23 protein-coding genes are annotated in these 25,623 nt (G+C 46.8%); 5 read left to right on the top strand and 18 right to left on the bottom strand.

What is annotated here, in order from left to right; translation table 11 throughout:
* Positions 1–5 precede the first annotated feature (5 nt).
* The 11 genes from EBO34_RS19765 to acpS all read right to left on the bottom strand — a co-directional run bounded on the left by EBO34_RS19765 (position 6) and on the right by acpS (position 9,233).
* Positions 6–335: an STAS domain-containing protein gene (locus tag EBO34_RS19765; protein ID WP_122901854.1), complete on the bottom strand. Its 330-nt coding sequence runs from the start codon at positions 333–335 to the stop codon at positions 6–8.
* 63 nt (positions 336–398) lie between these two features.
* Positions 399–1,412: a PP2C family protein-serine/threonine phosphatase gene (locus tag EBO34_RS19760; RefSeq protein ID WP_122901852.1), complete on the bottom strand. Its 1,014-nt coding sequence runs from the start codon at positions 1,410–1,412 to the stop codon at positions 399–401.
* A gap of 14 nt (positions 1,413–1,426) precedes the next feature.
* Entirely contained in the window at positions 1,427–1,828 is a 402-nt protein-coding gene (locus EBO34_RS19755; protein ID WP_122901850.1) for an anti-sigma regulatory factor, read from the bottom strand.
* A gap of 3 nt (positions 1,829–1,831) precedes the next feature.
* Positions 1,832–2,188 (bottom strand): STAS domain-containing protein, encoded by a 357-nt coding sequence (locus tag EBO34_RS19750; protein ID WP_122901848.1) that lies wholly within the window; start codon positions 2,186–2,188, stop codon positions 1,832–1,834.
* A gap of 13 nt (positions 2,189–2,201) precedes the next feature.
* The gene (locus EBO34_RS19745) at positions 2,202–3,020 is read right to left on the bottom strand and encodes an RsbT co-antagonist protein RsbRA (RefSeq protein WP_122901846.1); all 819 of its coding nucleotides are present in this window, start codon (positions 3,018–3,020) and stop codon (positions 2,202–2,204) included.
* A gap of 326 nt (positions 3,021–3,346) precedes the next feature.
* On the bottom strand, positions 3,347–3,697 hold the full coding sequence (locus EBO34_RS19735) for a type II toxin-antitoxin system PemK/MazF family toxin (protein WP_026688731.1): 351 nt from the start codon (positions 3,695–3,697) through the stop codon (positions 3,347–3,349).
* Positions 3,698–3,700: 3 nt separating this feature from the next.
* On the bottom strand, positions 3,701–3,982 hold the full coding sequence (locus tag EBO34_RS19730) for a CopG family ribbon-helix-helix protein (RefSeq protein WP_026688732.1): 282 nt from the start codon (positions 3,980–3,982) through the stop codon (positions 3,701–3,703).
* A gap of 651 nt (positions 3,983–4,633) precedes the next feature.
* Positions 4,634–5,812, bottom strand: coding sequence for an alanine racemase (gene alr / locus EBO34_RS19725; protein ID WP_122901842.1), 1,179 nt, complete (start codon positions 5,810–5,812; stop codon positions 4,634–4,636).
* Positions 5,813–6,149: 337 nt separating this feature from the next.
* The gene (locus EBO34_RS19720) at positions 6,150–7,223 is read right to left on the bottom strand and encodes a LolA family protein (protein WP_122901840.1); all 1,074 of its coding nucleotides are present in this window, start codon (positions 7,221–7,223) and stop codon (positions 6,150–6,152) included.
* Between the two features lie 46 nt (positions 7,224–7,269).
* Entirely contained in the window at positions 7,270–8,802 is a 1,533-nt protein-coding gene (locus tag EBO34_RS19715; protein ID WP_183163964.1) for an NAD(P)H-hydrate dehydratase, read from the bottom strand.
* 74 nt (positions 8,803–8,876) lie between these two features.
* A complete protein-coding gene (acpS, locus tag EBO34_RS19710; protein WP_122901836.1) occupies positions 8,877–9,233 on the bottom strand; it encodes a holo-ACP synthase in 357 nt (118 codons plus the stop codon).
* Positions 9,234–9,580: 347 nt separating this feature from the next.
* Here acpS and EBO34_RS19705 point away from each other — a divergent pair, with 347 nt between their 5' ends.
* Positions 9,581–10,348 (top strand): rhomboid family intramembrane serine protease, encoded by a 768-nt coding sequence (locus tag EBO34_RS19705; protein WP_122901907.1) that lies wholly within the window; start codon positions 9,581–9,583, stop codon positions 10,346–10,348.
* Positions 10,349–10,555: 207 nt separating this feature from the next.
* On the opposite strand, the gene EBO34_RS19700 is transcribed toward EBO34_RS19705, so the two are convergent.
* The 3 genes from EBO34_RS19700 to EBO34_RS19690 all read right to left on the bottom strand — a co-directional run bounded on the left by EBO34_RS19700 (position 10,556) and on the right by EBO34_RS19690 (position 15,368).
* Complete coding sequence (locus EBO34_RS19700; protein ID WP_122901834.1) at positions 10,556–11,950, bottom strand: sodium:solute symporter family protein; 1,395 nt, start codon at positions 11,948–11,950, stop codon at positions 10,556–10,558.
* Between the two features lie 468 nt (positions 11,951–12,418).
* Positions 12,419–14,077: an ABC transporter permease gene (locus EBO34_RS19695; protein WP_122901832.1), complete on the bottom strand. Its 1,659-nt coding sequence runs from the start codon at positions 14,075–14,077 to the stop codon at positions 12,419–12,421.
* Positions 14,078–14,303: 226 nt separating this feature from the next.
* On the bottom strand, positions 14,304–15,368 hold the full coding sequence (locus EBO34_RS19690; RefSeq protein ID WP_122901830.1) for an ABC transporter ATP-binding protein: 1,065 nt from the start codon (positions 15,366–15,368) through the stop codon (positions 14,304–14,306).
* A 532-nt stretch (positions 15,369–15,900) separates the two neighbouring features.
* Between EBO34_RS19690 and EBO34_RS19685 the strand changes: the two genes are divergently transcribed.
* From EBO34_RS19685 to arcA, 4 genes are all read left to right on the top strand, one after another.
* Positions 15,901–17,232, top strand: coding sequence for a cytochrome ubiquinol oxidase subunit I (locus EBO34_RS19685; protein ID WP_122901828.1), 1,332 nt, complete (start codon positions 15,901–15,903; stop codon positions 17,230–17,232).
* 12 nt (positions 17,233–17,244) lie between these two features.
* Positions 17,245–18,273: a cytochrome d ubiquinol oxidase subunit II gene (locus tag EBO34_RS19680; RefSeq protein ID WP_122901826.1), complete on the top strand. Its 1,029-nt coding sequence runs from the start codon at positions 17,245–17,247 to the stop codon at positions 18,271–18,273.
* A gap of 613 nt (positions 18,274–18,886) precedes the next feature.
* Positions 18,887–20,230 (top strand): magnesium transporter, encoded by a 1,344-nt coding sequence (mgtE, locus tag EBO34_RS19675; RefSeq protein ID WP_122901824.1) that lies wholly within the window; start codon positions 18,887–18,889, stop codon positions 20,228–20,230.
* A 197-nt stretch (positions 20,231–20,427) separates the two neighbouring features.
* Positions 20,428–21,663 carry an arginine deiminase gene (gene arcA, locus EBO34_RS19670; RefSeq protein ID WP_249414161.1) on the top strand — a complete coding sequence of 412 codons (1,236 nt, stop codon included), beginning with the start codon at positions 20,428–20,430 and terminating at the stop codon, positions 21,661–21,663.
* A gap of 4 nt (positions 21,664–21,667) precedes the next feature.
* Here arcA and EBO34_RS20840 read toward each other — a convergent pair whose 3' ends face one another.
* From EBO34_RS20840 to EBO34_RS19655, 4 genes are all read right to left on the bottom strand, one after another.
* A complete protein-coding gene (locus tag EBO34_RS20840; protein WP_183163967.1) occupies positions 21,668–21,826 on the bottom strand; it encodes a hypothetical protein in 159 nt (52 codons plus the stop codon).
* A gap of 209 nt (positions 21,827–22,035) precedes the next feature.
* Positions 22,036–22,941, bottom strand: coding sequence for an arginase (rocF, locus tag EBO34_RS19665; protein WP_122901820.1), 906 nt, complete (start codon positions 22,939–22,941; stop codon positions 22,036–22,038).
* Between the two features lie 270 nt (positions 22,942–23,211).
* Positions 23,212–24,123, bottom strand: a complete 912-nt coding sequence (locus EBO34_RS19660; protein ID WP_122901818.1) for a proline dehydrogenase family protein — start codon at positions 24,121–24,123, stop codon at positions 23,212–23,214.
* Positions 24,124–24,353: 230 nt separating this feature from the next.
* Complete coding sequence (locus EBO34_RS19655; RefSeq protein ID WP_122901816.1) at positions 24,354–25,547, bottom strand: ornithine--oxo-acid transaminase; 1,194 nt, start codon at positions 25,545–25,547, stop codon at positions 24,354–24,356.
* Positions 25,548–25,623 lie beyond the last annotated feature (76 nt).

The following is a 25,623-nucleotide window of genomic DNA, read 5'->3' as shown; positions in this document are numbered from 1 at the left end:
CGTTTTTACGCCTCCTCTCTTTCATTAACTTCAATTTCAATCACTTCATCAAGACCTGTGATTGTAAACAGACGGCGCACCCGGTCGTTGACACCAGTTATCTTCAGCGAACTCCCGCTCTGGTCTGTTGCTTTAAGGGCACCGATAAATACACCAAGTCCTGTACTGTCTATATAATTAATACCTGAAAGGTCCACAATTACTTGTTTATTCGGCTCTTCTGTTACAGGTATGAGTTCTTCTTTAAGTTTCGGCACTGTATAAACATCAATTTCACCGGCCAATGATACGTATCTTTCTGGTCCGTTCTCTTTTATATCAATATGAAGATTCATAACTTCCCCTCCTGAATTGCGAATATACTCATAGTATGGCTATATACCCTTTTAAATATCAGGCTAAACACTTCTTCTTAAAATTAAAAGTGTGAAATCGTCCTTCAACTGGAAGTCCTGCATCTTTTCAAGCTCCCGGTACACAAGGTTCACTATATCCTGAGCCGGCAGGTCAATGTGTTTTCGAATCATATCGGTGATCTGCTCACGTTCAATAAAACCGTCTTCCGTCCTGCACTCTGTGACCCCGTCGGAAAGCAACACAAAGAAATCACCTGGTTCTACATTTTTCACATACTCCTGATAGGTCACTTTTTGTGACAGTCCGAGAACGAGTCCTTTTGTTGTCAATTCTTCAAAGGAATCGGTCTTTTTTGAGTAATAGAAACCAGGCTCATGACCTGCTCCTGCATAGTAGAAACGGTGATTACGAGGATCGTAGGAACCATAGACCATGGTAATGAACATGTTGCTGTCAATGTTCCGTTCTACAACACGATTAAGGCTCTCAAGAAGAGCAGCCGGCTGCAACCGCTGTTCAGGCATGCTGTCCATCGCGTACTTAATCATGGACATACACATGGCTGCCGGGACTCCTTTTCCGATTACGTCCGCCACAGCCAGACCAATGCATCCGTGGTCGTCCTGGATATAATGATAATAATCGCCACTCATTTTACCGGCAGGCACACTGATAACACCAAGGTCCACTTCCGGTGCACTGACTTTATCTTCCGGCAGAAGTGACTGCTGCATCTGGGCAGCGACATTAATCTCTGATTCGAGCTGCCGCTGCCTGTCTCTTAAACTCTGATGCTCACGGTATGCCAGACCATAGCCGATCATCACTTCGAGGAGAAGGTCGAATGAATCGACAACCTCTTCAGGAAGTTCCGGGACCATTTCCTGAAACACCGACATATGCAAGCTAACCATTTCCTCAGGAGACATGTCTTTTTCCATCATCTCTTTACTGAATTGCTGAGCTGCATATAGAGCATGTTCGCTTTTTGAGTCCAGATACGTATTTAACATGTCTTTGTATAATTGATACATGGATAGCTTTGTCTTTTCCAAGTTCTAGAACCTCCTTATCGGAGCCACTTTATCGCACTGATTGTTGTACCTTCATCGAGTTCAGAATCAATCTTGAACTCGTCCATTAACCGTTTGACTCCGGGTAATCCTGCACCTAAACCTCCGGATGTAGTATATCCGTCTTCCATAACCCTGCGAATGTCTTTGATTCCCGGACCTTCGTCAGCAGCGATGATTTTAATTCCACGTTTGCCGGAGGAGGTGACTTCTTCAATATAAATTTGTCCTTTATTTGCGTATAGGTAGATGTTTCTCGCAAGTTCGGAAATCGCCGTCGTCACTCTGGCCTGATCGACAGATCCAAACCCGATTTCTCGGGCTAATTTACGACCAGCTTGCCGAGCAGCCACGATCCCCCACTCACTGTGAATATCTACATGGGTTTGGACTTGCATTCATCACCCCTCCAATTCTTGCTGGAGTCTGTCTAACCCCTGCTCAAGATCTAAAGCTGTCGGCACTTCATCCAGAACGATTCCCATATCAATTAACGTGATTGCAACCGCCGGCTGTATTCCCGTCAGAACTACTTTTGCTCCCATAAGGTTGGACATATCGACCACATCCCCAAGGACTTTTGCGATAAAAGAGTCAATCATATCAACGGATGTCAGATCAATTACTACACCTCTTGAACCTTCCAGGTGTATTTTGTTTAAGACGTCTTCCTGAAACTGCAGTGCGGTTTGGTCATCTAAATCAACCTGGACCGAAATCAACAGATAATCATGAAGTTTTAAAATTGGGATTCTCAAAGCAAGTTCCTCCTTACTCGTTGATCTCTATGATTTGTCGAGATGTCATTTCCAGTGCTGCTTCAATTCCTTTTTTCAGGCTGCTTTTCGTAGGGAATTTCCCCAGATCAATACCCAGGTTTACGATTGTTTGTGCAATTTCAGGGCGTATACCAACGAGGATACACTTTGCACCCACTAGGCGGACTGCTTCTGATGCCTGAATGATATGGTGAGCAACCATCGTATCAACAACAGGAACCCCTGTAATATCAATAAGGACAACCTGCGAACGGTGCTCAATAACCCCCGTAAGCAGGTTCTCCATAATCTGCTTTGCACGCTCCGTATCAATCGTTCCGATCAGCGGCATAACACTGATGTTATTAAAGACCGGAATCAAAGGAGCCGAAAGCTCTTTTAATGCCATCCGTTGTAAAAATACAGTGTTTTCCCACGTACCGGAATAATGACTCACTACGATATTAACAATCTCATCGGTCCAGTCTTCTATTTCATCATACACATCCCGGTACCGGTGTTCTTCTTTTTGGTTCAGGGTCTCAATCGCTGCTTTCCGGAACTCCTGAAGGCCCCGTGTAATATAATTTAACGGCCACCCTAGCTGAATAAGCCGGTCGGTGTATTCACTGATTGATTCTTTAACCTGCTCTTTGTCACGATCCATCGTCTGAAAAAGCATGTCCACAAATTCACGATTTGTGTTCCGATAAACGGTGTCAGAAATGTTTTGCAGGTAATCATCTTCACGAAACTTTTCTACTTCTTCCATCCATTCATCGGTAATTGTAGACTTATACTCATGAATTAATGCACGGATCTTATGGTTCATTTAGACTTTCCCCCATTTTAGGCAACATAATTACTTTCATTATTTCACTGATTAACAGTGAATGCAACGATTGTCTGTCTGCTAGTTAATGTAAATTGGTTTTTTCGCCAGATTTTTCTGAAAAAAGACAGTGTAGTCCCCTGGCTGAGCCTGCCTGTTCATCTGCCGGCAACAGACAACCATTGAAAAAAACCGGCTGTTTTTCCGCCGGTGTTCGTCAGGGGAACCATAAGTGCCGCCCTGTGCCCCAGGATCCTGAATTTTGCCCACAAAAAAAGTTGCTTTCTTCAATTGAAAAAGCAACTTTTCCCATATGATCTGCCGGCTTAAAAATCAATAAGACCTAAACTAATCATGAGAGCATCATTTACTTTCAGCATCATATCATCATCAAGATGTGTAATCTTGTCTGTGAGACGCTGTTTATCAATGGTTCGAATCTGTTCCAATAGGATTACGGAATCCCTGTCAAAGCCGTAGCGCTTCGCATTGATCTCAACGTGAGTAGGAAGCTTGGCTTTTTGAATCTGAGCGGTGATTGCAGCGACAATCACGGTAGGACTGAAACGGTTGCCGATATCATTTTGAATGATTAAAACCGGTCGAACGCCTCCTTGCTCGGAACCAACGACGGGTGATAGGTCCGCAAAATAAACGTCACCGCGTTTTACAATCAACCGTTACACCCCACTAACTAAGCGATCTAAAGTGTGCTCTGCCTCCTCCTCAACAAGAAAGGCTTCCGTCGCAATGTTAAGATTAATTTTTGCCATTTCCATGTACCCTTGTTGCATTGTTTCACGAATCTTGCTCTTCTTTCGTTCACGAAGGTACATTTTCGTTGCTTGATGAATGATTTCACTTCGGTTAACATCTTCTTTGTCTTCGAGTAATCCGTCCAATTCATTCACTAGATGTTGTGGCAAACTTACCATTATTCTTTTTGTGTTCTCTTCAGACACAAAAAACACCTCCAACGCAGCTAACACCCTGATTTTATTCCTATTTCATCATATCACTAGCCAGCGGCCTTTGCAAAGTGGCATTTGTAATTTTACAGCGAATCGTGTTTGGTAACCGAAAAGAATCGAGGCCTCTTCACGCTTATGCTGAAACACTGTTGCCGTCCTATTTTTCCGGTCTGAAAAACACGCACTATAAACCATATTCTCTGCCGATGTGAAATATCCTTTTTTTATTTTACGGAATTTGTTCAGGTTTAGTCATTATCAGCCAAATTTACCTTTTATACGCAGGCGTGTGTTAAACTCCCGTGTGGCTTTACGCTCATTGCACTTTCCCCGGACCGTTCGGGAGCCTCCTCGACATACTGCTTCTTCCTCTGCAGCTATGCTCTGAAGTAGCCTGCGTCGAAGCATCTCTCGTGTCTGCCGGGCCTCTCCGGAACTACTTGCTTTTCCCGAAGGAGTGTCGCGCACTTGCTACAATCAATCACTTTTAAAAAATCACAATGATTTTTAACACACCATAAATTAAAGCACTAAAGTGGCGACGGTATTTTCAGCGAAGACTTTTTCAGCGCGGTTCTGGCGCGCACAACCGCCGAGGTTTTCGGACATATTCTGGCTGCATCGCTTCTCACAATAAGCGCGTTAAAATACTTCGTTATGAAGGTGGATCAGTTCACCGTTTTTATAAATCGCTCGTGGAACGCGGTAGCTGATCATACACGGGATTTCGTAATTGATCGTTCCGAGGCGTCTTGCAACCTCATCTGCAGAGACTGTCTCAGCACCCTGGCTGCCAATTAATGTAACCTTCGTACCCACCGGCACGTTTTCATGAACCGCTATCATAAGCTGGTCCATGCAAATACGGCCGATGATCGGCGCGCGCCTGCCGTTAACGAGGACCTCCCCGCCGTTTGCGTTCGCTCTGATCCATCCGTCAGCATAACCGATTGGAATCGTGGCAACCCATTCCTCTTTTTCCGCACGGTACGTAGCTCCGTAACTGACACCATCTCCTTCAGACAGCTTCTTGCAATGAGTGACCCGGCTGTGAAGGGAAAAGGCCTCTTTTAAAGGGACTTCAATCTCCTCTTTCACTTCCTCAGAAGGCGCCAGGCCGTACATGGATATTCCAACCCGGACCATATTATATGAGTATTCTTTGTACCGGAGTGCAGTAGCACTGTTCCCGCTGTGAATACAGGGAGGAGCCGTTTTGAGTTCTGCCTTCATCCAGCCGAGGAACTGTTCAAACGTCCTGTGCTGCTCATCAATATAGGACCTGCCTTTCTCGTCAGCCGTGGCAAAGTGCGTGTAAGCCCCTTCCACTTCAAAAAGGGAACTGTTATGCCGGAGGAACCCGAGGAGTTCCCGTCCCTCATCTTCCGTCCGAAAACCAATGCGCCCCATCCCCGTGTCAATTTTCAGGTGGAGATTCAGTTTTCCATTTCCTTCTTCCAAGTGAGGCAAGGCATCCTTGACCCAGTCCTTTTGAAAGACCGTGAGTGTGATGTTGTATTTCTTTGCAAGAGCCGCATCTGCCGGTCTCACGTAGCCAAGAACAAGGATCGGCGCCTCTATTCCCGCTTGGCGGAGGGCCAGTGCTTCATCCAGGATGGCGACGCCTAAATACGACGCTCCAGCTTTAAGTGCTGATCTCGCAACGTCTACAGCTCCGTGGCCATAGGCATTCGCTTTCACAACTGCCATGTACGCGACACCGTCCGGAAGACTCTTTTTGATCGCCTGTACGTTCTCTTCTATTGCATTTAAGTTTACTTCTGCCCACGTATCGCGGTAAAACTCACGTAACTTCCCCAAGACAAGCACCTCTTTTTTCGGTCATTCTTCACTGTATTCCATTTTAATTGGTTTTATAGTCGTGTCAATATGCAGTTGAGCCCGGACTCGTGGCTTCCTGCAGGACTCCGGCAGAGTGATCAAACATGTTAAAGAGGTGTTTAAACAGGTTAGGTCTTCATTTAAACAGGTTTGTTCTCCATTTAAACAAGTTAGATCTTCCTTTAAACAGGTTAGATCTCCATTTAAACAGGTTAGCCGCCCGTTTAATCAAGTTACGCCCCCGAACTCCTACCCCATGCGCAAAAAAGACCCCGGCAGCCCGCGCCGCCAGAGTCTCTTCTCTGTCTTCTCTGTCTTATTTCTCTTCTGTTCCATACACGCTTCTTGCAATGCTCAGCATTTCTTCGTCACTCAGATGCTGGGAAGCGAGGAAGAAATCAGTCCCTTCATAGGACCACGACACGTTTGTCGTATTGCCGTCACGGGAGATGGCGCCGATGGTAAACCCTAAATCAACCGGCGACCCGTCTGTAATCTGTACCGGCGTACTTGCCGTTACCTCCCGGCTTCTCTGCTGAACGAGGGTAAACGGCTGTTCACCATCATAAGAGAGAATCACACGTCTGCCGTTCTCTGTATCAAGCTCACGGGACTCGTTATACGCGGTTCCCTGCGGCGAGTACATTGGGAAAAAGACCGTGAACATCTCTTCATCTGATTCCTCAGCACCCTCTTCTTCCACAACGACCGATTCCCCGTCATCTTCTCCACCCATGGTTGGTACTTCAGAGTTCAACTGGGCACCGGTCATGTTGCGGTCCATATCGAAATCTCCTTCATCAAAGGTTGAGTTCAGCTCAAAGTCGCTGAAGTTAACCTCAACGAGAGTTTCAAGATCCACGTCCATAATTCTCACCGATGTCGGTGTCAGGCTCTTTTTATCAAGCATGATTTCCTGCTGGTTCAGGTTTTTGTTCGTGTAATTTGTGTTTGTCTGGAATACATAGTGTTCATCCGTAGCAGTAAACGTTCGTTCAGGATCCATTAAAATATCATTCACCAAAGATTCATAGAGATAAACCTGGCTGTTATTTTCAGGCCAGTCACTCTGGAACCGGAAGCTCTTGTTCAAGGCCGGAGTCAGAACAAACACCCCTTCATCATTTCTCAGGATAATCTGACTCTGGTCACTTTCCGCATTGCTCAGTGCCACTCTGTAAAAAGTCGGATACTGATACCACACATCCACTTCATACGTCTGCGGCTCTTTGCCCGTCTGCAGCGTCATGGAAGCGGTCGCCTTGTACCCTTGGAGATCATCCAGGTTTTTATCAAGGGCTTCGATCACATCTTCCTGACTTTTTTCCCCACAAGCAGCAAGCACCATTGCGAATGCAGCTAACAATAGAAGAGACATTATCTTCTTCATTTACTCAACCCCTCTGTGTCATTTCGACGACAAAGGAGGGATACGATTAAGGGTAACGGAGCGAATGAAATGCCCGAGGCAGCTGGTTAATGACATCCGATGCCGTCACGCCCAGCTCATCGCGCTCATGAATCAGTTGGTCCGCTGCATGTCCGTGGACATAAACAGCGTTTAAAATGCCTTCAATTTTGTGACTGTGCTGAAGTACAGAAGCCAGAATCATCCCGGTCAGAACATCCCCGCTCCCTCCTTTAGCCAGAGCCGGGTTGCCCGACGTATTGACCCACTGCTCCCCCTCAGGTGTGGAGGTAATAGTATAAGGCCCTTTCAGGACGACAACCATCTGATGCTCTCTGGCAAACTGGCGGGAAATGCTGAACCGGTTTCTTTCAACCTCTTTAATCGTTTTCCCCGTCAGTACGGCCATCTCACCCGGGTGAGGGGTGATAACGGTCAGTCCGTCACGGCCATCCTTCCAATTCTCCAGTTCACGGGAGAGATGGTTCAGTCCATCTGCATCGATCACGACGGTCCCTTTAAAGACGCGAAAGTAGCCGTATAAGTCATATCGATGGGCTCTTCCCATACCCGGACCGATGGCAACACCGTCGTAAGGAGTCAGATCAAGGGCTTCAAGCCCGTCCGGAGCAATCTCCCCGTCTTGTGAGGGCAAATTCACCAAGGTTGCTTCAGCAGCATTCTGAGTCACTAATAATCGAATGTCTTCAGGCAGAGCCACTGTACAGAGGCCAATGCCTGTTCTAAGAGCCGCTAATGTAGTGAGACTCAGAGCTCCCGGCATCCCTCTGGAACCGCCGACAACAAGACCTTTCCCGTTTGCTCCTTTATGGACGTTGGCTTTCCGCTTCGGCAGTGTACGGCATACGTCACTTTCACCCCGGACATACTTTGTAATCCCGCTGTTCTTAAATGAACAATCAGGAATCCCGATGTCCGCCACTTCCCATTCTCCGAAGCTTTCAGCGTACGGAAAAAGAAAAGTCGTCTCTTTCGGTGCCTGCAGGATCATCGTCCGGTCAGCACGGATACCCGCAGCAGCCGGAGCTCCCTCTTCAGCAGGAATTCCGCTTGGCATATCAACAGAAATGACACAGGCATGCGTGCGGTTAACAGCATCAACCACTTCCTGATAAGGAGATCTCAGTTCTCCTTTTACTCCGGTGCCGAGCAAACAGTCAATGATGTGAGTATAGGATGGCAGCTTTTCATAAAAGAGTGAGCTGTCCTTTTCAAAAGAACCATACCTGTGTCCGCACTTCGCGAATACATCAGCATGCCCTTTTGCAGCCCCCCTGATCTTTTCATCAGGCGGCACCACCCATATATCGGTCTCAAATCCCGCTTCCATAAGCTTCCTTCCGATCACGAAGCCATCCCCGCCGTTATTCCCCGTGCCGATCAACACCAAAATCCTGCTCCCCGACGGTTCAATCCGTTGTAAAAGCCGGCTAAACACCGCACTTCCCGCATTCTCCATCAGCATCATGTCACTTATTCCAACCTGATCCATGGTAAACGCATCAATTCGGCGCATTTCATCACCCGTTACCACGTACATGTCTGCGTTCCCTCCCATCCGCAATAACACTATATGAGACTGTCCAACACAATATGCAGACTAGCCATGACAAGCTAGCATTCCCAGATCACCTGGGCCGCTGCTACCGTCTGAGTGTGGGTAATGGAGACGTGCATCACGCCCTCCACTTCTTTATGTAAAAAAACAAGAGGCTTTCCTTTTGTATCTGCCAGTATCGATGCATCCTGAAACGAAAACGCTTCGCCAATGCCACAGCCAAGAGCTTTAGCCAGGGCTTCTTTGCCCGCAAACCGTCCCGCTAAAAATTCCGTTTTTCTCTGATCTTCAAGGCCCTTAAACACCGCCTTCTCTTTCGCAGTTAAAATACGGTCTGCAAAACTGTTTTTTCTTTTATACAACGCTGCAATTCTCTCAAGCTCAATAACGTCAAGTCCGATACCTTTTATCACCCGGCATCCCCCTCCTGAAATGTTTCGTCCATCCTCAAGCACCTTCATAAAGGCGCACCGCTTCTTCATATGATAAACTAGAAGTGCATTTCTGACACTCTTAAATCAGTTTAACGGTGCTCATTAAAAGGTTGTTGCTTATTGTAAATACAGTTGAAGCCTACGTGCCCTTCGCTTTCCGTGACGGTGCCGGCAAGCAGGGAGAAATAGCTATTTCGTGGTGTGAAACGCTCGTCACTGCCACAGGAGTCTCTGGCATTTCGGCTTCATTACCTTCTATAAAAAATGACATGTACGAAAATAGCGTTTTAAACAAAAACCTGATCCTAAATCAAAAGGAGTATGCTATGTTCATACGAAACGAAAGTTTTGAGTCCTATACTCGTTCTTACCCAATTGTCACAACTCTAATCGCCATTCATTTCATCTTGTTTTTATGGATAAACTTCCTGCCGGGTCTCGGTGGAGAATTCATCTACTTTAGAGGTGTCGGATACAACCTCGCTGTTATGATGGGGGAATACTGGCGCCTGATTACACCGGTTTTCCTGCACGTATCTCTCATGCACGTCGCCTTTAACTCATTTTCCCTGTTCTTATTCGGCCCTGCCCTTGAACAGATGCTCGGTAAATTCAAGTTTATTGCTGCCTACCTGCTGACAGGCTTTCTTGCCAATGTCGCCACTCTCATGATTGGCGGTGTGGACTATCCTTTCCATCTCGGAGCATCCGGGGCCATCTATGGCCTGTTCGGTATTTACCTGTATATGGTACTGCAGCGAAAAGACCTGATCGACTCAGGAAATGCCCAGCTCGTTGTCACGATTCTGTTTATCGGACTCATCATGACGTTCCTGAATCCGCAGATCAACATCTACGCCCATATCTTCGGACTCATCGCGGGAGCTGCCCTCGGTCCTGTGATCCTTCACCGGGTAAGTCCGTTTAACCCATGGGCCGCGGCTGCCGCGAGGTCGAGACCTGATGATAACGAAATCGGATTCGACCCGGACCGCTGGAACAAAAAAGCCCTCGGTAAACAACGGACAAAGAAAGTCGTGTTTGCGGTGATCGGAGCCCTTGTTGTGATCGGGATATTGTCGAGATTTTTTTAGTTATCTATTCCCCCTTTCGTCAGGGGGAATTTTTGTTTTGCATGTATAATCAAGTAAGTCGAGGCTTTAATCGAGTTAGCCGAAGCTTTAAACAAGTTATCACTGCGATTAATCAAGTTATAAACCCAATTAAACAAGTTAGCCGCGCAACCCCCTCAAAAACCAAAAAAGGAAGATACCATTCAGGCACCTCCCCCAACTCACTTTTTACTGTTGAAACACTTTCAACTGATCCTCTGTCGGTTTTTTCGTAACCATACTGACTACAATAACCACTGCCAACGAGACAACAATGGCCGGGATCATAGATGGCAGACCCAGGGGCTCATGCAGAATATACCACACTAATGCTGTCCCGCCTCCGCTGATAACACCCCACGTACCTGCGGCTGCAGTTGCGCCTTTCCATAAATAGCCGGCGTAAAGAGGAACAAGCAGACTTGCGCTGTACATTGTATATGCAAAAACAATCGCTGTAACAATATCAGGCATTAATACAGCGAGAATAAATGCAAATGCGGCAAAGACAACAACAGATATCTGTCCGACTCTCATCATCTCTTTACTTGAAATCTCCCGTTTGGCAAACTGCTGATAAAAATCCCGGGTCAGGTTTACACTTGAACTAAGCAGGATCGAATTCGTCGAAGTTACAATAGCAGCAATGATTACGGCAATCAGAACGCCGCCTATAAAAGGAGGCATTAAGCTTGTTATGACAGTGGCAAAGACATCGCTCGGAGGAATATCATCTCCCAGCATAGACCGGCCGCTGAAACCGACTAATGCTACCAGGCCGTATCCGATCAGCGCTGTTGGAATCAGCCACACCAACCCGCGTTTCGCCGTTTTTGCATCTTTAGCAGAGAATACTCTGGAAAAAATAAACGACTGTGAAACAGCTGTTGTTCCAAATGCAGCAATAGCCATTCCGACTGCCCCCAGTACAGTAACGTCAGTAAACGGGGTAAAATAACCTTCCGGAAGAGCACCGAAAACGGCTCCCGGGCCTCCCCCAAGATTAAAAACGACCCCCACTCCTGCAATCAGACCAAACAGAATCAGGACTGCCTGGATTGAGTCTGTAAACGCCACACCTTTCATCCCTCCAAAAAGCGAGATGAGTGTAAAAGAGACAATACTAATGATCATGGCAAGCATTCTCTCAATATCGGTAAAAGAAACTAAAATCCCTGTCATTGCAAGTATCTGGACAGTCACTATGGCGATGTCACCGATAATGATCATAAAGGAGCTTACAAAGCGGGTACTGTTGTTATATCTGAGTGCCAGCATGTCAGGGACAGTAAACTGCTTCAAGTTTCTAAACCTTTCCGCCAGCAGGAAAGTCGCTGCAGTAATACCCAGAATAGCTCCCAGACCACTGAACCACCAGTCTATACCTAATGAATAAAAGCTTCCGGTCCACCCTACTACTGTGGCACCACCAATATATGTAGCAAACAATGTTCCCAGGAGGACGGGAGTGTTGAGGTTCCTTCCAGCCAGGGCGAAGTCTTCCATATCCTTCACTTTCGTCTTGAAGAATACTCCAATAGCTACTACTACGATTAAATACATTACAATCATTACTGAATACATCGTTACTCTCCTCTCTCTTTATAAGAAGGGGGCCTGAATTTCAGAATCTGCTTCCACCCCAGTCAATAACCTTTCTTCTAGACTCCCAAAAGCAACTCCTGCCTGATCAGGCTTTATAAGAAAGAAGTACCTTACTGTAAACCCCTGCTTAGAGCGGAGGTCATAGCTTCCACAGTACATTCCAGAACAAAGGATACGCGGTGAATGGTTTTTCCAAATCCCCCAACTGGCGATGCACGAACTAACCAACTTAGATGAAGAGTTTAAACGAGTTAGTCCACATATCTTTTAAAGACAAAGGTACGCAGAAAAGAACATCTCATAATGATTTAATCAACTTAGCCGAAGCTTTAAACAAGTTAGCACGACCATTAACCCAGTTAGACATCCAATTACACAAGTCAGCCCCCCACCCCCCTCAAAAACCACTAAAAAACCGGCTCCCCACCAAGGGGAACCGGCCACACCTCAATACTTCTTCAACAAATACTTCAAAGGAATAATCGACAGCAGAATAATGAGCAACGCCGCCGGTGCCGCACTGTAGTATATCGCTTCGCTCGTGTCCACCCAGATCCGCACAGCAAGGGTATCAAATCCTGCCGGGCGCAAAAGGAGCGTGGCAGGAAGTTCTTTGATCGAACTTACAAACACAAGAGCTCCCCCTGCCAGGACACCGGGGAGAATCGATGGAATGATGATCTTGATCATCACTTTCCACGGCGGATAGCCAAGACTTCTCGCCGCTTCATCCATTCGGGGCGAGATCAGACTCAGTGATGCCTCCCCCGCCTGCATCGCCTGAGGCAAAAACCTTACCACGAAGGCAATCGCAATCAAGTAATAGGTGTTATATAAAAACGTGAAATACTGACTGAAAATAAAGATAATCCCAAGAGCCACGATCACACCCGGCAGGGCATAACCTGAATAGCTCAATTTATCAATTACACTTGTAAGAACGCTCGGGTAGCGGCTCTTCATGTAAATAATCGGAAGGGCAAGCACCATACATAACAGCGCTGCAAGACCTGATACGCGCACACTGTTCCATGCATACTTCCAGAAATCCCAGTCAACTGCCCCAAATGAAATCCCTACATAGGACCAGTAGATGAGAACCCCGATCGGCACGATGACAGACATTGAAAAAATCAGAACCACATAAACAAGCGTCGGCCATTTCCACCGTCCAAGACTTAAAATATCCGGAGCTTTGTACGTATTGGTTGTCTGGTAGTACTTCTGTCTGCGCCTGCTCTTACTCTCGATCCAGAGAATCACAAGCGTCAGGGCAATGAGCACCACGCTCAGTACGGTAGCCGATAACGTATCAAAACTTCCCATCTGATAGTAGATGGCAGCAGTAAATGTGTTGTAACGAAGCATCGCAATGGCCCCGAAATCAGACAGCACATAAAGGGCAATCAAAATCGCCCCGGCTCCGATCGCCGGACGGAGAAAAGGAAGATTGATCTTCCAGAAGATCTGACGGGTCGTCATCCCCTGGGATCGGGCTACTTCCTCGTAGTTCCGGTTCATCTTACGAAGCGACGCACTGGCAATTAAAAACACGTACGGATACGTAAACATGGTCAGTACAAAAAAGACACCCCAAAATGAGTAAATGGAAATGGGGTAGTCTCCGAACAATGCCTGAAGCCATCCCGTGTCATTCCACATCCCCCGAAGCCACCCGGTAGGACCGGCTACAATAATGTATGCCACCGCGCCTACATATGGAGGAATAACGAGCGGCAGTGCGAGGAGCCACTGCCAGGTTTTACGCCCCGGCAAGTCGGTACGGTTTACAAACCAGGCAAGGGAGACACCTATAATTACCGCAAACAGGGTCACCATGAACGTAAGTGACAGGGTATTCCAGAGAAGTCCCGGAATCCGGTCATCCAGAAGCCGCATCCAGCGGTCCACTCCCGCAAACAGAGAGCGCCAGACCACATAAACAATGGGAACAGCCATGATAAAAGCCGTGACAGCTCCGAAAAGAAAGAGGACCAACCCTGGTGGATTCCCATTCCAGATCATCAGCCAAGTCTGACGAAAATACGACTTCGGTGAGCGTTTATTCTTTTGAGGTTGGTTGTTCGGTTCTTCGTTGCTGCTCATCGCTATGACAACTCCTGTATAATTGCACTAATCTGTCTTCTGCTATAACCAACGTCACAGTCAAATAAAAAATCATGCTTTTTCTCTTGACATAACGGATTTTATTTATAATAATTATCATTAAATAAATAATATAATTAATATCAGGAAGGTAATGCCCATAAAAAAAGCATCTAACCTCTCATTTCAGAGAAAAAGAGGTTAAATGCTCTCCGTTACGCTTCATCTACTCAACAAGGGCAACCAACTCCGGCTTAATATCAAACGATACAATCGAGCCAATCTCCACATCCTGTTCAATTGGTGCATAAAGGACCATCGGTTCTCTCGAGAGCATCTCATCCGATTGCAGACGTACATAAAGTTCCTGATATTCTCCCCCGTAGGTTACACGCTCTACCTTCCCGCAGTACTGCCCTTCTTTTGCAAGACGGCACCCTTCCGGACGAATAGAGAGCTTCACACTGTCAGTTTCAAGACGTTCCTTCCATTGTTCAGGAAGAGCGACTTTCCCGATATGGGTATGGATACACTTCTGCTCGTTGTCCATTGTTCCTGTAAGAAGATTCGTCTTTCCTACAAACTGGGCTACGAAGCAGTTTTTCGGACAGCGGTACATTTCCTTCGGCGCGGCAATCTGCTGAATGACACCTTCGTTCATGACAACCACACGGTCAGACACAGCAAAAGCGTCTTTCTGGTCGTGTGTGACGATAATGGCAGTCGTGTTTGCTTTACGTAGGATGTTTGTTACGTCATACCGCATCTTTTCACGAAGCCCCGCATCAAGGTTACTGAACGGCTCATCCATCAAAACAACGTGAGGTTTCGGCGCAAGAGCCCGGGCAAGAGCGACACGCTGCTGCTGGCCGCCGGATAATTCCGTCGGATATCGCGTGGCATAATCCTCAAGACCAACAAGCTCCAGTACTTCCTTCGCCCGTTTTTTCTTTTCCCGGGTGCTCCATTTATTCAGGCCAAACATGACGTTTTTTAAGATGCTCATATGAGGAAACAGTGCATAGTCCTGAAACACCATGCCGATTCCCCGTTTTTCCGGAGGCAGGGACTGTCCCGCGTTAAATACCTCTTTATCATCAATAACAAGCTCCCCGGTTGAAGGCTGTTCAAAGCCGGCAATCATACGGAGGGTTGTTGTTTTACCACAGCCGCTCGGACCGAGAAGGGTAATGATTTCCCCTTTTTCAATAGAAAGATCCAGAGAATCAACAGCGGGTTTTAATGTTTTTGGAAAGAATTTTGTTATTCCTTTTAACTGAATGAAACTCATATGTGTACCTCCAGTTCGTTCAGTTCCCATAATAAAGGCGCAGGCAGCGTTCCAGAGCGCCTGAACTGTATATGTTTCTATTAATAATCTTTTAAGTCATATCTTATTTAGAATTATTATTAGTTAGTTGAGAATGATTTTCATTATATATGGATTATAGCACACGGCTTTTTTTAACGTCAACGAAGGAACTGTGATTCGTCGAACTATTTTGTATACGCTTCATTTTTTCTCCTTGGTTTTGTTAAACTCTGGTGCTGATTTACGCTTCTTTGCGCTCCCTTTTCGCGGGGCGCCGCTCAGTCGCTGCAATCTACTCTTTTAAAAAAATCAACAAGGTTCCTTAACACATTTTTCTCTTTAAAGGTTCACAAACCCCTCCACTATGAGTGTATTATCCGCTCTTTTGAATATGATAATGTCCTCTTCCTCTCCTTTTTCATGATTCTTTTTTATTGTTGGAAGAATAATGCATAAATCCCAACCAACGTCGCACGATAAAAAGAGCTTGTATAAAGAGGAGCGGTGAAAGATGGATGAAGTGTTATTAGCAAGAATGCTCTTTGGGTCTTCCATGGCGTTTCATATTATTTTTGCAACATTAGGTGTTGGTATTACCCTTATGATTTTAGTAGCGGAAATCACCAGGGCCATTAAAAAAGACGACCATTATGGGGTTATGGCCAAACGCTGGACGAAAGGGTTCGCCGTTCTCCTCGGTGTGGCTATTCCATCAGGTACGATTGTCGGCGTCATGCTGTCCTTATTGTGGCCTGGATACATGGCCATCGTAGGACGTGTCATCGCCCTTCCTTTCCAGGTGGAGATCTTCGCTTTCTTCCTTGAAGCGGTGTTTATGTCTATTTACGTGTACGCAGCAGACAGGCTGTCAAATTCCATGAGGATTGTGAGTGTGGCCCTGGTCGCCTTAGGTGCTACTGCTTCTGCTGTGCTTATTACCGATGCACACGCCTGGATGAACACACCCCGGGGCTTTGATGTCGTAAATGGTGAAATTATGAATGTACGTCCGTGGGAAGCCGTTTTCAATCCAAGTGTGTATGTAACCGTTCTTCACGTGGTGAGTACAGCCTATATGGCAGGGGCATTTGTAATCGCCTCCATCGCGGCTTTTAAATTGATGAAAAACAAACTGTCCGACAGCGAGCGTGCGTATCACCGGAAAGGACTGACCATCTCTTTGATCATCGGGGCAGTCATGAGTCTTTATACGGCTGTGAACGGACACGATACGGCAAAAATGCTGTATGAATATTTACCTGTCAAACTGGCAGCTGCTGAAGGGTTGTTCGAAACCCAGGACAACGCTCCCCTTGCCATTTTCGGCATCCCCGACCCTGAACGGGGTGAAGTAGTAGGGGGAATTGAGATACCCGGTATGCTCAGCTGGCTGGCCTCAGGGTCTACGGACGGGGTCGTCCAGGGCCTAAACGACTTCCCGGAGGAGTACTGGCCGCCGCTGTTTGTTCATACGTTGTTCAACATTATGGTAGGGATCGGCTTCTCACTTCTCGGACTCTCATTCGGGGCACTCTTCTACAGGTTTGTTTTCCCCAGAAAGGCACTGCCCAAATGGATTCTCGCTGTTCTCGTTACGTCCGGGCCTCTTGCCATGCTTGGCATCGAAACAGGCTGGATATTCAGCTGTACCGGCCGTCAGCCTTGGACCATCTACGGGGTTCAGCTTACGAGTGAGGCCGCAACAAATTCCGGAAATCTCGGGTTTTTATTCGCTCTTTTTATTACCCTGTACGTCACCCTGCTCGTCCTCACGTCTCTTGTGCTGAAGTTCTACTTCGGCCGCAACCCTGTGAGTAAAGAACTTGAGAATATGAATGTGTAGGAGGAAACGGTAATGACTGATCCCTATATTGCGATTACGATCATTTGGGCTTTTCTGTTCGTCTACGCTATAGCAGGCTCCATCGACTTCGGAGCAGGATTTTGGGCTATGTACTATACCCGGAAGGAAAATACGGAAGCCTCCGTGATCGCCAACCGTTACCTCTCTCCTTCCTGGGAAGTAACAAACGTTTTTCTCGTGCTTCTCGTCGTTGCTCTTGTGGGCTTTTTCCCAGGGGCGGCATCCTATCTCGGGACACTGATGATTCTGCCGTTCAGCTTCGTCCTGATTTTACTCACTATCCGCGGGACCTTTATGGTGTATGCCTATTCGTCTAAAAAGTACTCACGGATGCTGACGATTATTTCCGGAACGACAGGACTGTTTATTCCCGCCCTCCTCGTAGCCACCCTGCCGATTGCAATCGGCGGTTTCGTATCTATCGGAGAAGGGCGGGACTACCTTCTTTTTAACGAGATCTTTGCCTCCCCGACTCTTTATACACACATCGGGTTCGGGCTCAGTACAGAGCTTTTCCTTGCTTCTCTTTTACTGAGTGACTACTCAAGGGAAGCTCAAAACGAAAAGACTTACCTCGTATACAGGAAAAACGCATTGTGGCTCGGACCCGTCACACTTCTTTTCGCAGTGGCAGCCACATTTACCCTTCTCCCGGAAGCCGGATGGATGGTAGAAAACATGATGAACGTCTGGTATTTGTTCGCCTTCTCCCTTCTCGCTTTTATCATCGGGTATGCGGCTCTTTTCATCCCCTCTGGTAAAGAAAACCCGGGCAGACCCCGGCTCAGTGTCATTTTCATCGTCATTCAGTTTGGTCTTGCAAGCCTCGGGTACGGTTTTTCCCACATGCCGTATATTCTTTACCCTGACCTGACTATCCAGGACGCGTTTACCGATCCCACCATGTTCCGCTGGCTACTCGTCGGTTACGGTGTCGGCCTGGCCATCCTCGTGCCCGCATTCGTTGTCTTCTGGCGCCTGTTTATGAAAGACAAACGGTATCTTCAGGCGGAGAAATAAACATTTTTTGTATAGAATAATGCAAGTCGTGTTTGTTTTATAATACAGAAAGTATAGATGAAGCCTGCGGGCGGTTCGTGAGCCTCCTCGGCGCGCTGTTGAAAACGGGTTGGCGGTCTTTTCGGCTGACTTTTCTCTCTCCCCTGATTTTAACCACGCACCATGCGCAGTTGAACAGAATACGTGAGACTCCTGCGGAAGCACGAGACAGACGAGACCCCGCAAGCGCACAGGGCTGAGGATGCTCGGTCTGAGTCCGCGGAAAGGGAGCGCGTTCAACGAAGCTGAGTTTCAATAAAGGTTAAAACACTTTAACAAAATCTTCTTCATCGCAGCCTGTTATAGTAACCGTGCTCCCTCTCTCCAACAGCAAGGTAATCCTGCATTTTTAGAGCAGTGCGGTGCAGGGGAAGTTATCAGGTGAAATCCGGGTTTTATTCACAACAATTGCGGCTATATCCAAGACAATCAGCATTGTAACCATAATGCCTGCAGAACGGCATCTCCCGTCGGGAAAAGTTATGATAAGCTTTCGTAAAAGAGAGTGCTATTGGCGCCTGAACAATGATACGATAAATAGCGTGCTGAGTATTTACGGAGAGGAGCATGCGTAGTGGATCCCACTCGACTGACAGTCTTAACAATCAAGTATTTAAAAGAAGGAAAACGAAGTGCTCTTCAGACGATTTTGGAAGAGCTTCATCCGTTTGACTTCGCAGAACTTTACCGGGCTTTACCCGAGAAACATCATTATAAATTTCTCACCTATTTGAACCCGGACCAGCTCGCCGACCTCATCGGAGAACTGGAACCGGAATCACAGATGGAAATGCTCCATAAACTCGGCATCGAAAAATCTTCTAAGGTCATGGACATCATGGATAACGATGACCTTGCCGACATGCTTGGAGAATTGAGTGTGGAGCGCCTGGAAGAGTACCTCGCTTCCATGAAAAAAGAAGAATCCAACACCGTCCAGCAGCTCATGAGCTACGAACCGGAAACCGCCGGGGGGATCATGACCAATGAATTTGTCTGGATTCGCGATCACTATACTGTTAGAGATGCTGTTGAGAAGTTTAAATCTTTCGCAGAACTTACCCGCAATATTTACTACTTATATGTTATTGATGAAAACAAGAGGCTCGTAGGGGTTGTGTCATACCGCGATCTCCTCCTTGCAGATACGAACGAGCAGATCAGCGATATCATGTTCAACCGTGTTATTTCTGTCCCTGTGAACATGGACCAGGAAGAGGTTGCCCAGATTATTCAGCGCTACGACTTCCTCGCCTGTCCTGTAGTTGACGAAAACAACGTGTTGAAAGGGATCGTTACTGTTGATGACGTCATTGACGTTTTCATCGAAGAGGCAAACGAAGATATTGAAAAGCTCTCTGCTTCCGGTAAAGACATTGACTTTAACACAAAATCCTATGTGGCTGCCTACCGCCGTTTACCCTGGCTTGTGCTGCTGCTCTTTATCGGTCTGATTTCAGGAAGCATCCTCGACGGCTTTGAGGATACCCTGAATCAGGTGGTGGCCCTGATCTTTTTTATGCCGATGATTGCCGGCATGACCGGTAACACCGGAACCCAGTCACTGGCTGTTGTCGTCCGGGGCCTTGTCACAAACGATCTGGACAAAAAGACCGTCATGAAACTTGTATTCCGGGAATTTAATGTAGGAATTATTATTGGGATTACCTGCGGGATTCTCGTGTTTCTGATCGCAACCGTCTGGCAGGACCCGATGCTCGGATTTGTTGTAGGTATCTCATTGTTTACAACGTTAATTATCGGAACACTTGCAGGCACGGTCATCCCACTTACACTGTATAAACTCGGCGTCGATCCGGCAGTTGCCTCCGGTCCGCTAATCACGACCATCAATGATATCTTTTCACTCTTAATCTACTTCGGCATCGCATCCGCATTGCTCTTTTACTTAATTTAACGATTTAACCGTCCATCCGGACGGTTTTTTTCTGTCCGATAATCTGCCATACCTTTTAAAACGAGATCTTCCTGCGTGTAAAATAGATCGTAGATAGTACGCTTGAAATTTCCTTATTCAGGGTAATGAAAACCATCATAACGTTGTTTTACTTTTACATAGAGTTAACAAGAACAATTGAAGGAGGCCTGCTTTACTTGGACAGGAACGGACCACTCTCCATTTATTCTGAAATAGGCAACTTGGAAAAAGTCATTGTAAAAAGGCCCGGCTATGAAGTTGAAAATTTGACGCCAGATACATTGAAAAGACTTTTATTTGACGACATCCCCTATCTCCCTGCCATCCAAAAAGAACACGATGCCTTTACAGACAGTATGAGGAAACGAGGGACTGAAGTGCTTTATCTCGAGCAATTACTGGCCGAAACCCTTGAAAACCCCGCTGTTCGGTATAAGTTTCTTGACCAGCTTATTACGGAAAGCAAGGCCGACCTCTGCTGTTCGAGACAGACCCTGACTGAGTACCTCAGTTCCTTCCCGGTTTCTGAAATGGTGGATAAAGTTATGGGGGGCGTACGAAAATCTGAGATCAGTGAGGAGAGAAAGACAAACCTTTACGAACTGATGGAGGATCACCAGCCGTTTTACCTGGACCCGATGCCGAACCTGTATTTCACACGCGATCCGGCATGCGTGATAGGAAACGGGATTTCGATTAATACCATGGCCGAGCCTGCAAGAAAGCGGGAGTCCATGTTTATGGACTATATTATAAAGCACCATCCTATGTTTAAAGAAGATGTTCCGTCCTGGTTTGACAGAACATCACGCTTTTCCCTTGAAGGCGGAGACCAGCTGATTTTGAACGAAGAAACCATCGCCATAGGCGTAAGTGCGAGAACTACTCCCCAGGCCATCGAGGAGCTTGCGAACAACCTGTTTGCCAGCAGGCCTTCGTTCACCAGGATTGTAGCCATTGAAATTCCAAAATCAAGGGCCTTCATGCACCTGGATACGGTGTTTACGATGGTGGATAAAGATCAGTTCACCATTCACCCGGCCATTCAGGGACCTGATGGCCGAATGCGCATCTATATTATTGAGCCTGGTGAAGAAAAAGGGAAAGTCATGATTCAGGAGCGTCACCACTTAATCGATACGCTTAAAGAAGTACTGGAGCTTGGTGAGGTCAACCTTATCCCTTGTGGTGGCGGGGATGAAATTGCCTCCGCCCGGGAACAGTGGAATGACGGGTCCAACACTCTTGCCATTGCCCCCGGCGTTGTTGTCACCTATAACCGGAACTACGTCTCAAACCGCTGCCTCCGGGAAGCCGGTATTGAAGTTATCGAAGTGCCAAGCTCCGAGCTCTCCCGGGGACGTGGCGGCCCAAGGTGCATGAGCATGCCGATTAGACGCTCCCCGGTGTAAAAAGTCAGTTCATTTTTGCGAGTATCTTCTTAAGTGTCATATGTATGCTGTGAAGACTCATAAGCACCAGGCCGAGCATCACAAACGTAATGATTTCTCCTGTAAAAAAGGCAGCCACAGTGAATCCAACCGCCATAAGAAAATAACCGATGTTCTTGATCATCGAAAAACCTCCTGTATTGGGCAACTGTTCCAATGATAGCATCTCAAACCAAAAAGAGCAGCCAGGCGGCTGCTCTTTTTGGTTGGTTTTTCATTTTAATGGAAGCAGATCTCCAATTCTTAACATTAAGGGCGTAATTCTTAACAAAAATATCCAAAAAACACCCCGGTCCGGTCCTCCACGGACTACCCGGGGTGATTTGCGATCTATTAAAGCAGTTTCTCTCCAAACAGAGAGCCGATCAGACCGACAGCAGCTTCAGCCGTCTGATTTTTAGAGTCAAGGATCGGGTTGACTTCCACAAACTCCACACTTGTCAGAAGGTTGCGTTCAGCAAGCATCTCCATGGCAAGGTGCGTTTCGCGATAGCTTGTTCCGCCAATAACCGGCGTTCCTACACCTGGTGCATCGTGCGGGTCAAGAGCATCAAGGTCAAGGCTAAGGTGAACACTGTCGGTGTTTTTCGACACATGCTCGATCGCTTCTTCCATCACTTTTGTCATGCCCATACGGTCTATTTCGTGCATAGTGAAAACTTTGATCCCCTTCTCGCGGATCAGCTCACGCTCACCTTCATCCAGAGAGCGGGCGCCTACGATCACAAGGTTCTCAGGTTTAATCTTAGGCGCATATCCTCCGATTTCAGTAAGGGAGGGATGTCCGATTCCAAGGCTCACCGCAAGAGGCATACCGTGTATATTACCTGACGGTGAAGTATCTCCCGTATTCAGATCACCGTGAGCATCGAACCAGATCACACCAAGGTTCTCGCACTTGTTGGCAACCCCTGCAAGTGTTCCGATGGCGATACTGTGATCACCCCCCAGGATCAGCGGGAAGTCACCTTCGTCAACGGCTTTTGTAATTTTATCAGAAAGAACCTGGTTGGCTTTGACAACCTCTTTCAGGTCTTTTAAGTTTCCTTCTTCTACAACATCATATTTTTCAGGACGTCCAATTTCAACATCGCCGCGGTCATTCACTTCATATCCTAGATTTTCGAGTCGTTCGACTACACCTGCATAGCGAATCGCACTTGGTCCCATATCGACACCCCGGCGTCTTTGGCCCAAGTCCATTGGCACACCGATGATTGAAATCCGTTTGTTGTTCATTGACACTGCACCTCACCTTTTCCATTCGTATCATTATCGTAATCTGCGCTTTAAAAACGACCATTCCGTCCAGGAGATTACCGGGTAACCGGAGACATGATGACATTCCTCCAATTCCACGAACTCTCAGCTGGCGAATGATCGCTTAACTTATCCCTTAATTAGTATTACGAAGTCTTATGTCTTTTAGCAAACGTGATAGAGTGATGTATCCGGGCATAGCCACAGTCTGGCCGTGGTGAAGTACAATAGGCTCACCGATTCAAGGCTTTACTTGGAAAAGAAGCCTCTAAGAGCAAATGATACATTCTGAGGACGCTCTGCAAGACGTCTCATGAAATATCCGTACCAGTCTTCACCAAACGGAATGTAGACCCGCATTTTATAGCCTTCGTCTGCGATCTCCTTTTGAAGTTCTGAACGGAATCCATACAGCATCTGAAACTCAAACTGGTCCCTCGGGATGTTATTCTCTTTCACAAATGCTTTAATTTCATTAATCACATTGTGATCGTGGGTGGCAATGGCTGCGTAGCTCCCATTTAATAAGTGAACCTTAATAATGTTCAGATAATTTTTGTCGATATCCTGATCCCGCTGATGGGCAACCGATGGTGATTCCTTATAAGCACCCTTAATCAGACGGATGTTTGTCCCTTCAAGGTTGCGGACATCCTTCTCGGCACGGAACAAGTATGCCTGGATTGCGGTCCCCACATTATCGTACTGCTTTCTGAGATCATCCAGTAAATCAAGTGTCGGCTGTAAGTGGGAGTAGTCTTCCATGTCAATGCGGACGAAATTGCCGAACTTTTTAGCCGTCTCTAAAATACGGACCATGTTGTCACGGCAAAGGTTCACATCAACATCCAGACCGAGCTGCGTCAATTTAAGTGACAGGTTACAGTTAACGCCTGTCTCTGCAATCGCTTCCAAAGTTCTGATACAATAATCAGCTGATTCGATTGCTTCCTCGCGGTTAAAAACAAATTCACCAAGATGGTCCACCGTACATACAAGACCGTCTTCGTTTAACTTTGCGGCTGTTTCCATCGCTTCTTTAATGGATTCACCGGCAATCACTTGCTTGGCACCTAATCTCGGGCCCCATTTTGTTGCTTTATTTTTAATAAATTTGTTTTGTGCCAGGAAGAGAAAGAAATTTCTTGTGATCATCTCCATCCATGAACCCCCTTACCCTTCACGCAAAATGCGTGAATCTGATGTTTTTTACACTACTGTCAGCATATTTGTGTTTTGGTCCGTTAAGCACGGCGGTTGCCTCTGCCTACTTATCCTTTTCACTGTTTTCAATCAAACTAAACCCATCTGCTTTCCCCGTAAGCAGTCAGGCCACCAACTATTGGGAAGAGGAAGGGCGGTGACCGGCACCTCCCCCGCCTCCTGTGGCATTATGCCGATAATACTTTACGGATTCGCTCCAGCGCCCAGTCGAGATCTTCTTCAGAAATCACAAGCGGCGGTGCAAAACGAATCACGTTTTCGTGGGTTTCTTTACACAGAAGACCCAGCTCTTTTAATTCTTCACAGTAGGAGCGGGCCGGTTCAGTAAGTTCAACACCAATGAACAAGCCTTTTCCGCGAACTTCTTTAATTTTTGGATTGTCGATTTTTCTAAGCTCATCCATAAAGTAATTACCGAGCTTAAGTGAACGTTCCACAAGCCCTTCTTCTTCAATGACTTCAAGAGAAGCGACAGATACGGCACATGCAAGCGGATTTCCTCCGAAAGTGGAACCGTGAGAGCCTGGCTCAAACACACCGAGTACGTCATCGTTGGCACAAACCACACTGATTGGCATTACCCCGCCGCCGAGTGCCTTGCCAAGAATGTACATATCCGGCTCGACATTTTCCCAGTCGCAGGCGAACAGCTTGCCGGAGCGCCCGAGACCTGCCTGAATTTCATCAGCCACGTAAAGAACGTTGTTATCCTTACAAATGTCGTACGCTTCTTTCAAAAATCCTTCAGGCGGCATGTTAATGCCTGCTTCCCCCTGGATCGGCTCAAAGATAAAAGCTGCGGTGCTTGGCGTAATCGCATCTTTCAAAGCCTGAGCGTCACCGTATGGAATTACTTTGATGCCCGGAAGCATAGGACCGAAATCGGCTTTATACTCCTCATTTGAAGAAAGGGACACAGCAGTCATCGTACGTCCGTGGAAGTTTTCTTCACAAACGATAATTTCCGCCTGATTCTTTTCAACACCTTTGACACGGTAAGCCCAGCGACGGACAGCCTTAACTGCTGTTTCAACCGCTTCTGCACCGGTGTTCATCGGTAAAATCATGTTTTTCTTTGTCATCGCCGTTACTTTTTCATAAAACGGACCGAGCTGGTCGTTATGGAAGGCACGGGATGTAAGGGTAATGCGATCCGCCTGGTCTTTTAAAGCCTGAATGATTTTCGGGTGACGGTGTCCCTGGTTCACAGCAGAATAGGCACTAAGCATATCGATATAGCGGTTCCCTTCAGGATCCTCCACCCAGACGCCTTCCGCTTTTGAAATGACAATTGGCAGTGGATGATAGTTTCTTGCACCATACTTTTCCGTTAAATCAATAATCTCTTTTGTTTTACCCATTGAGACGCCTCCATTCAATAAGTGATAAACGTTTCAAAAAGACCGGGGGGCAGCCGGTCTTTTTGATATTCAGTGA

Origin of the sequence: Alteribacter keqinensis, assembly GCF_003710255.1 — a bacterium.
GTDB lineage: Bacteria > Bacillota > Bacilli > Bacillales > Salisediminibacteriaceae > Alteribacter > Alteribacter keqinensis.
This window is presented reverse-complemented; position numbering and strand designations above follow the sequence as displayed.

Coding starts and splice junctions, on each gene's coding strand:
- EBO34_RS19765 (WP_122901854.1), bottom strand. CDS start 335: ATGAATCTTCATATTGATATAAAAGAGAACGGACCAGAAAGATACGTA.
- EBO34_RS19755 (WP_122901850.1), bottom strand. CDS start 1,828: ATGCAAGTCCAAACCCATGTAGATATTCACAGTGAGTGGGGGATCGTG.
- EBO34_RS19745 (WP_122901846.1), bottom strand. CDS start 3,020: ATGAACCATAAGATCCGTGCATTAATTCATGAGTATAAGTCTACAATT.
- EBO34_RS19720 (WP_122901840.1), bottom strand. CDS start 7,223: ATGAAGAAGATAATGTCTCTTCTATTGTTAGCTGCATTCGCAATGGTG.
- EBO34_RS19715 (WP_183163964.1), bottom strand. CDS start 8,802: ATGTACGTGGTAACGGGTGATGAAATGCGCCGAATTGATGCGTTTACC.
- EBO34_RS19705 (WP_122901907.1), top strand. CDS start 9,581: ATGTTCATACGAAACGAAAGTTTTGAGTCCTATACTCGTTCTTACCCA.
- EBO34_RS19700 (WP_122901834.1), bottom strand. CDS start 11,950: ATGTATTCAGTAATGATTGTAATGTATTTAATCGTAGTAGTAGCTATT.
- EBO34_RS19695 (WP_122901832.1), bottom strand. CDS start 14,077: ATGAGCAGCAACGAAGAACCGAACAACCAACCTCAAAAGAATAAACGC.
- EBO34_RS19690 (WP_122901830.1), bottom strand. CDS start 15,368: ATGAGTTTCATTCAGTTAAAAGGAATAACAAAATTCTTTCCAAAAACA.
- EBO34_RS19685 (WP_122901828.1), top strand. CDS start 15,901: ATGGATGAAGTGTTATTAGCAAGAATGCTCTTTGGGTCTTCCATGGCG.
- EBO34_RS19680 (WP_122901826.1), top strand. CDS start 17,245: ATGACTGATCCCTATATTGCGATTACGATCATTTGGGCTTTTCTGTTC.
- EBO34_RS20840 (WP_183163967.1), bottom strand. CDS start 21,826: ATGATCAAGAACATCGGTTATTTTCTTATGGCGGTTGGATTCACTGTG.
- rocF (WP_122901820.1), bottom strand. CDS start 22,941: ATGAACAACAAACGGATTTCAATCATCGGTGTGCCAATGGACTTGGGC.
- EBO34_RS19660 (WP_122901818.1), bottom strand. CDS start 24,123: ATGGAGATGATCACAAGAAATTTCTTTCTCTTCCTGGCACAAAACAAA.
- EBO34_RS19655 (WP_122901816.1), bottom strand. CDS start 25,547: ATGGGTAAAACAAAAGAGATTATTGATTTAACGGAAAAGTATGGTGCA.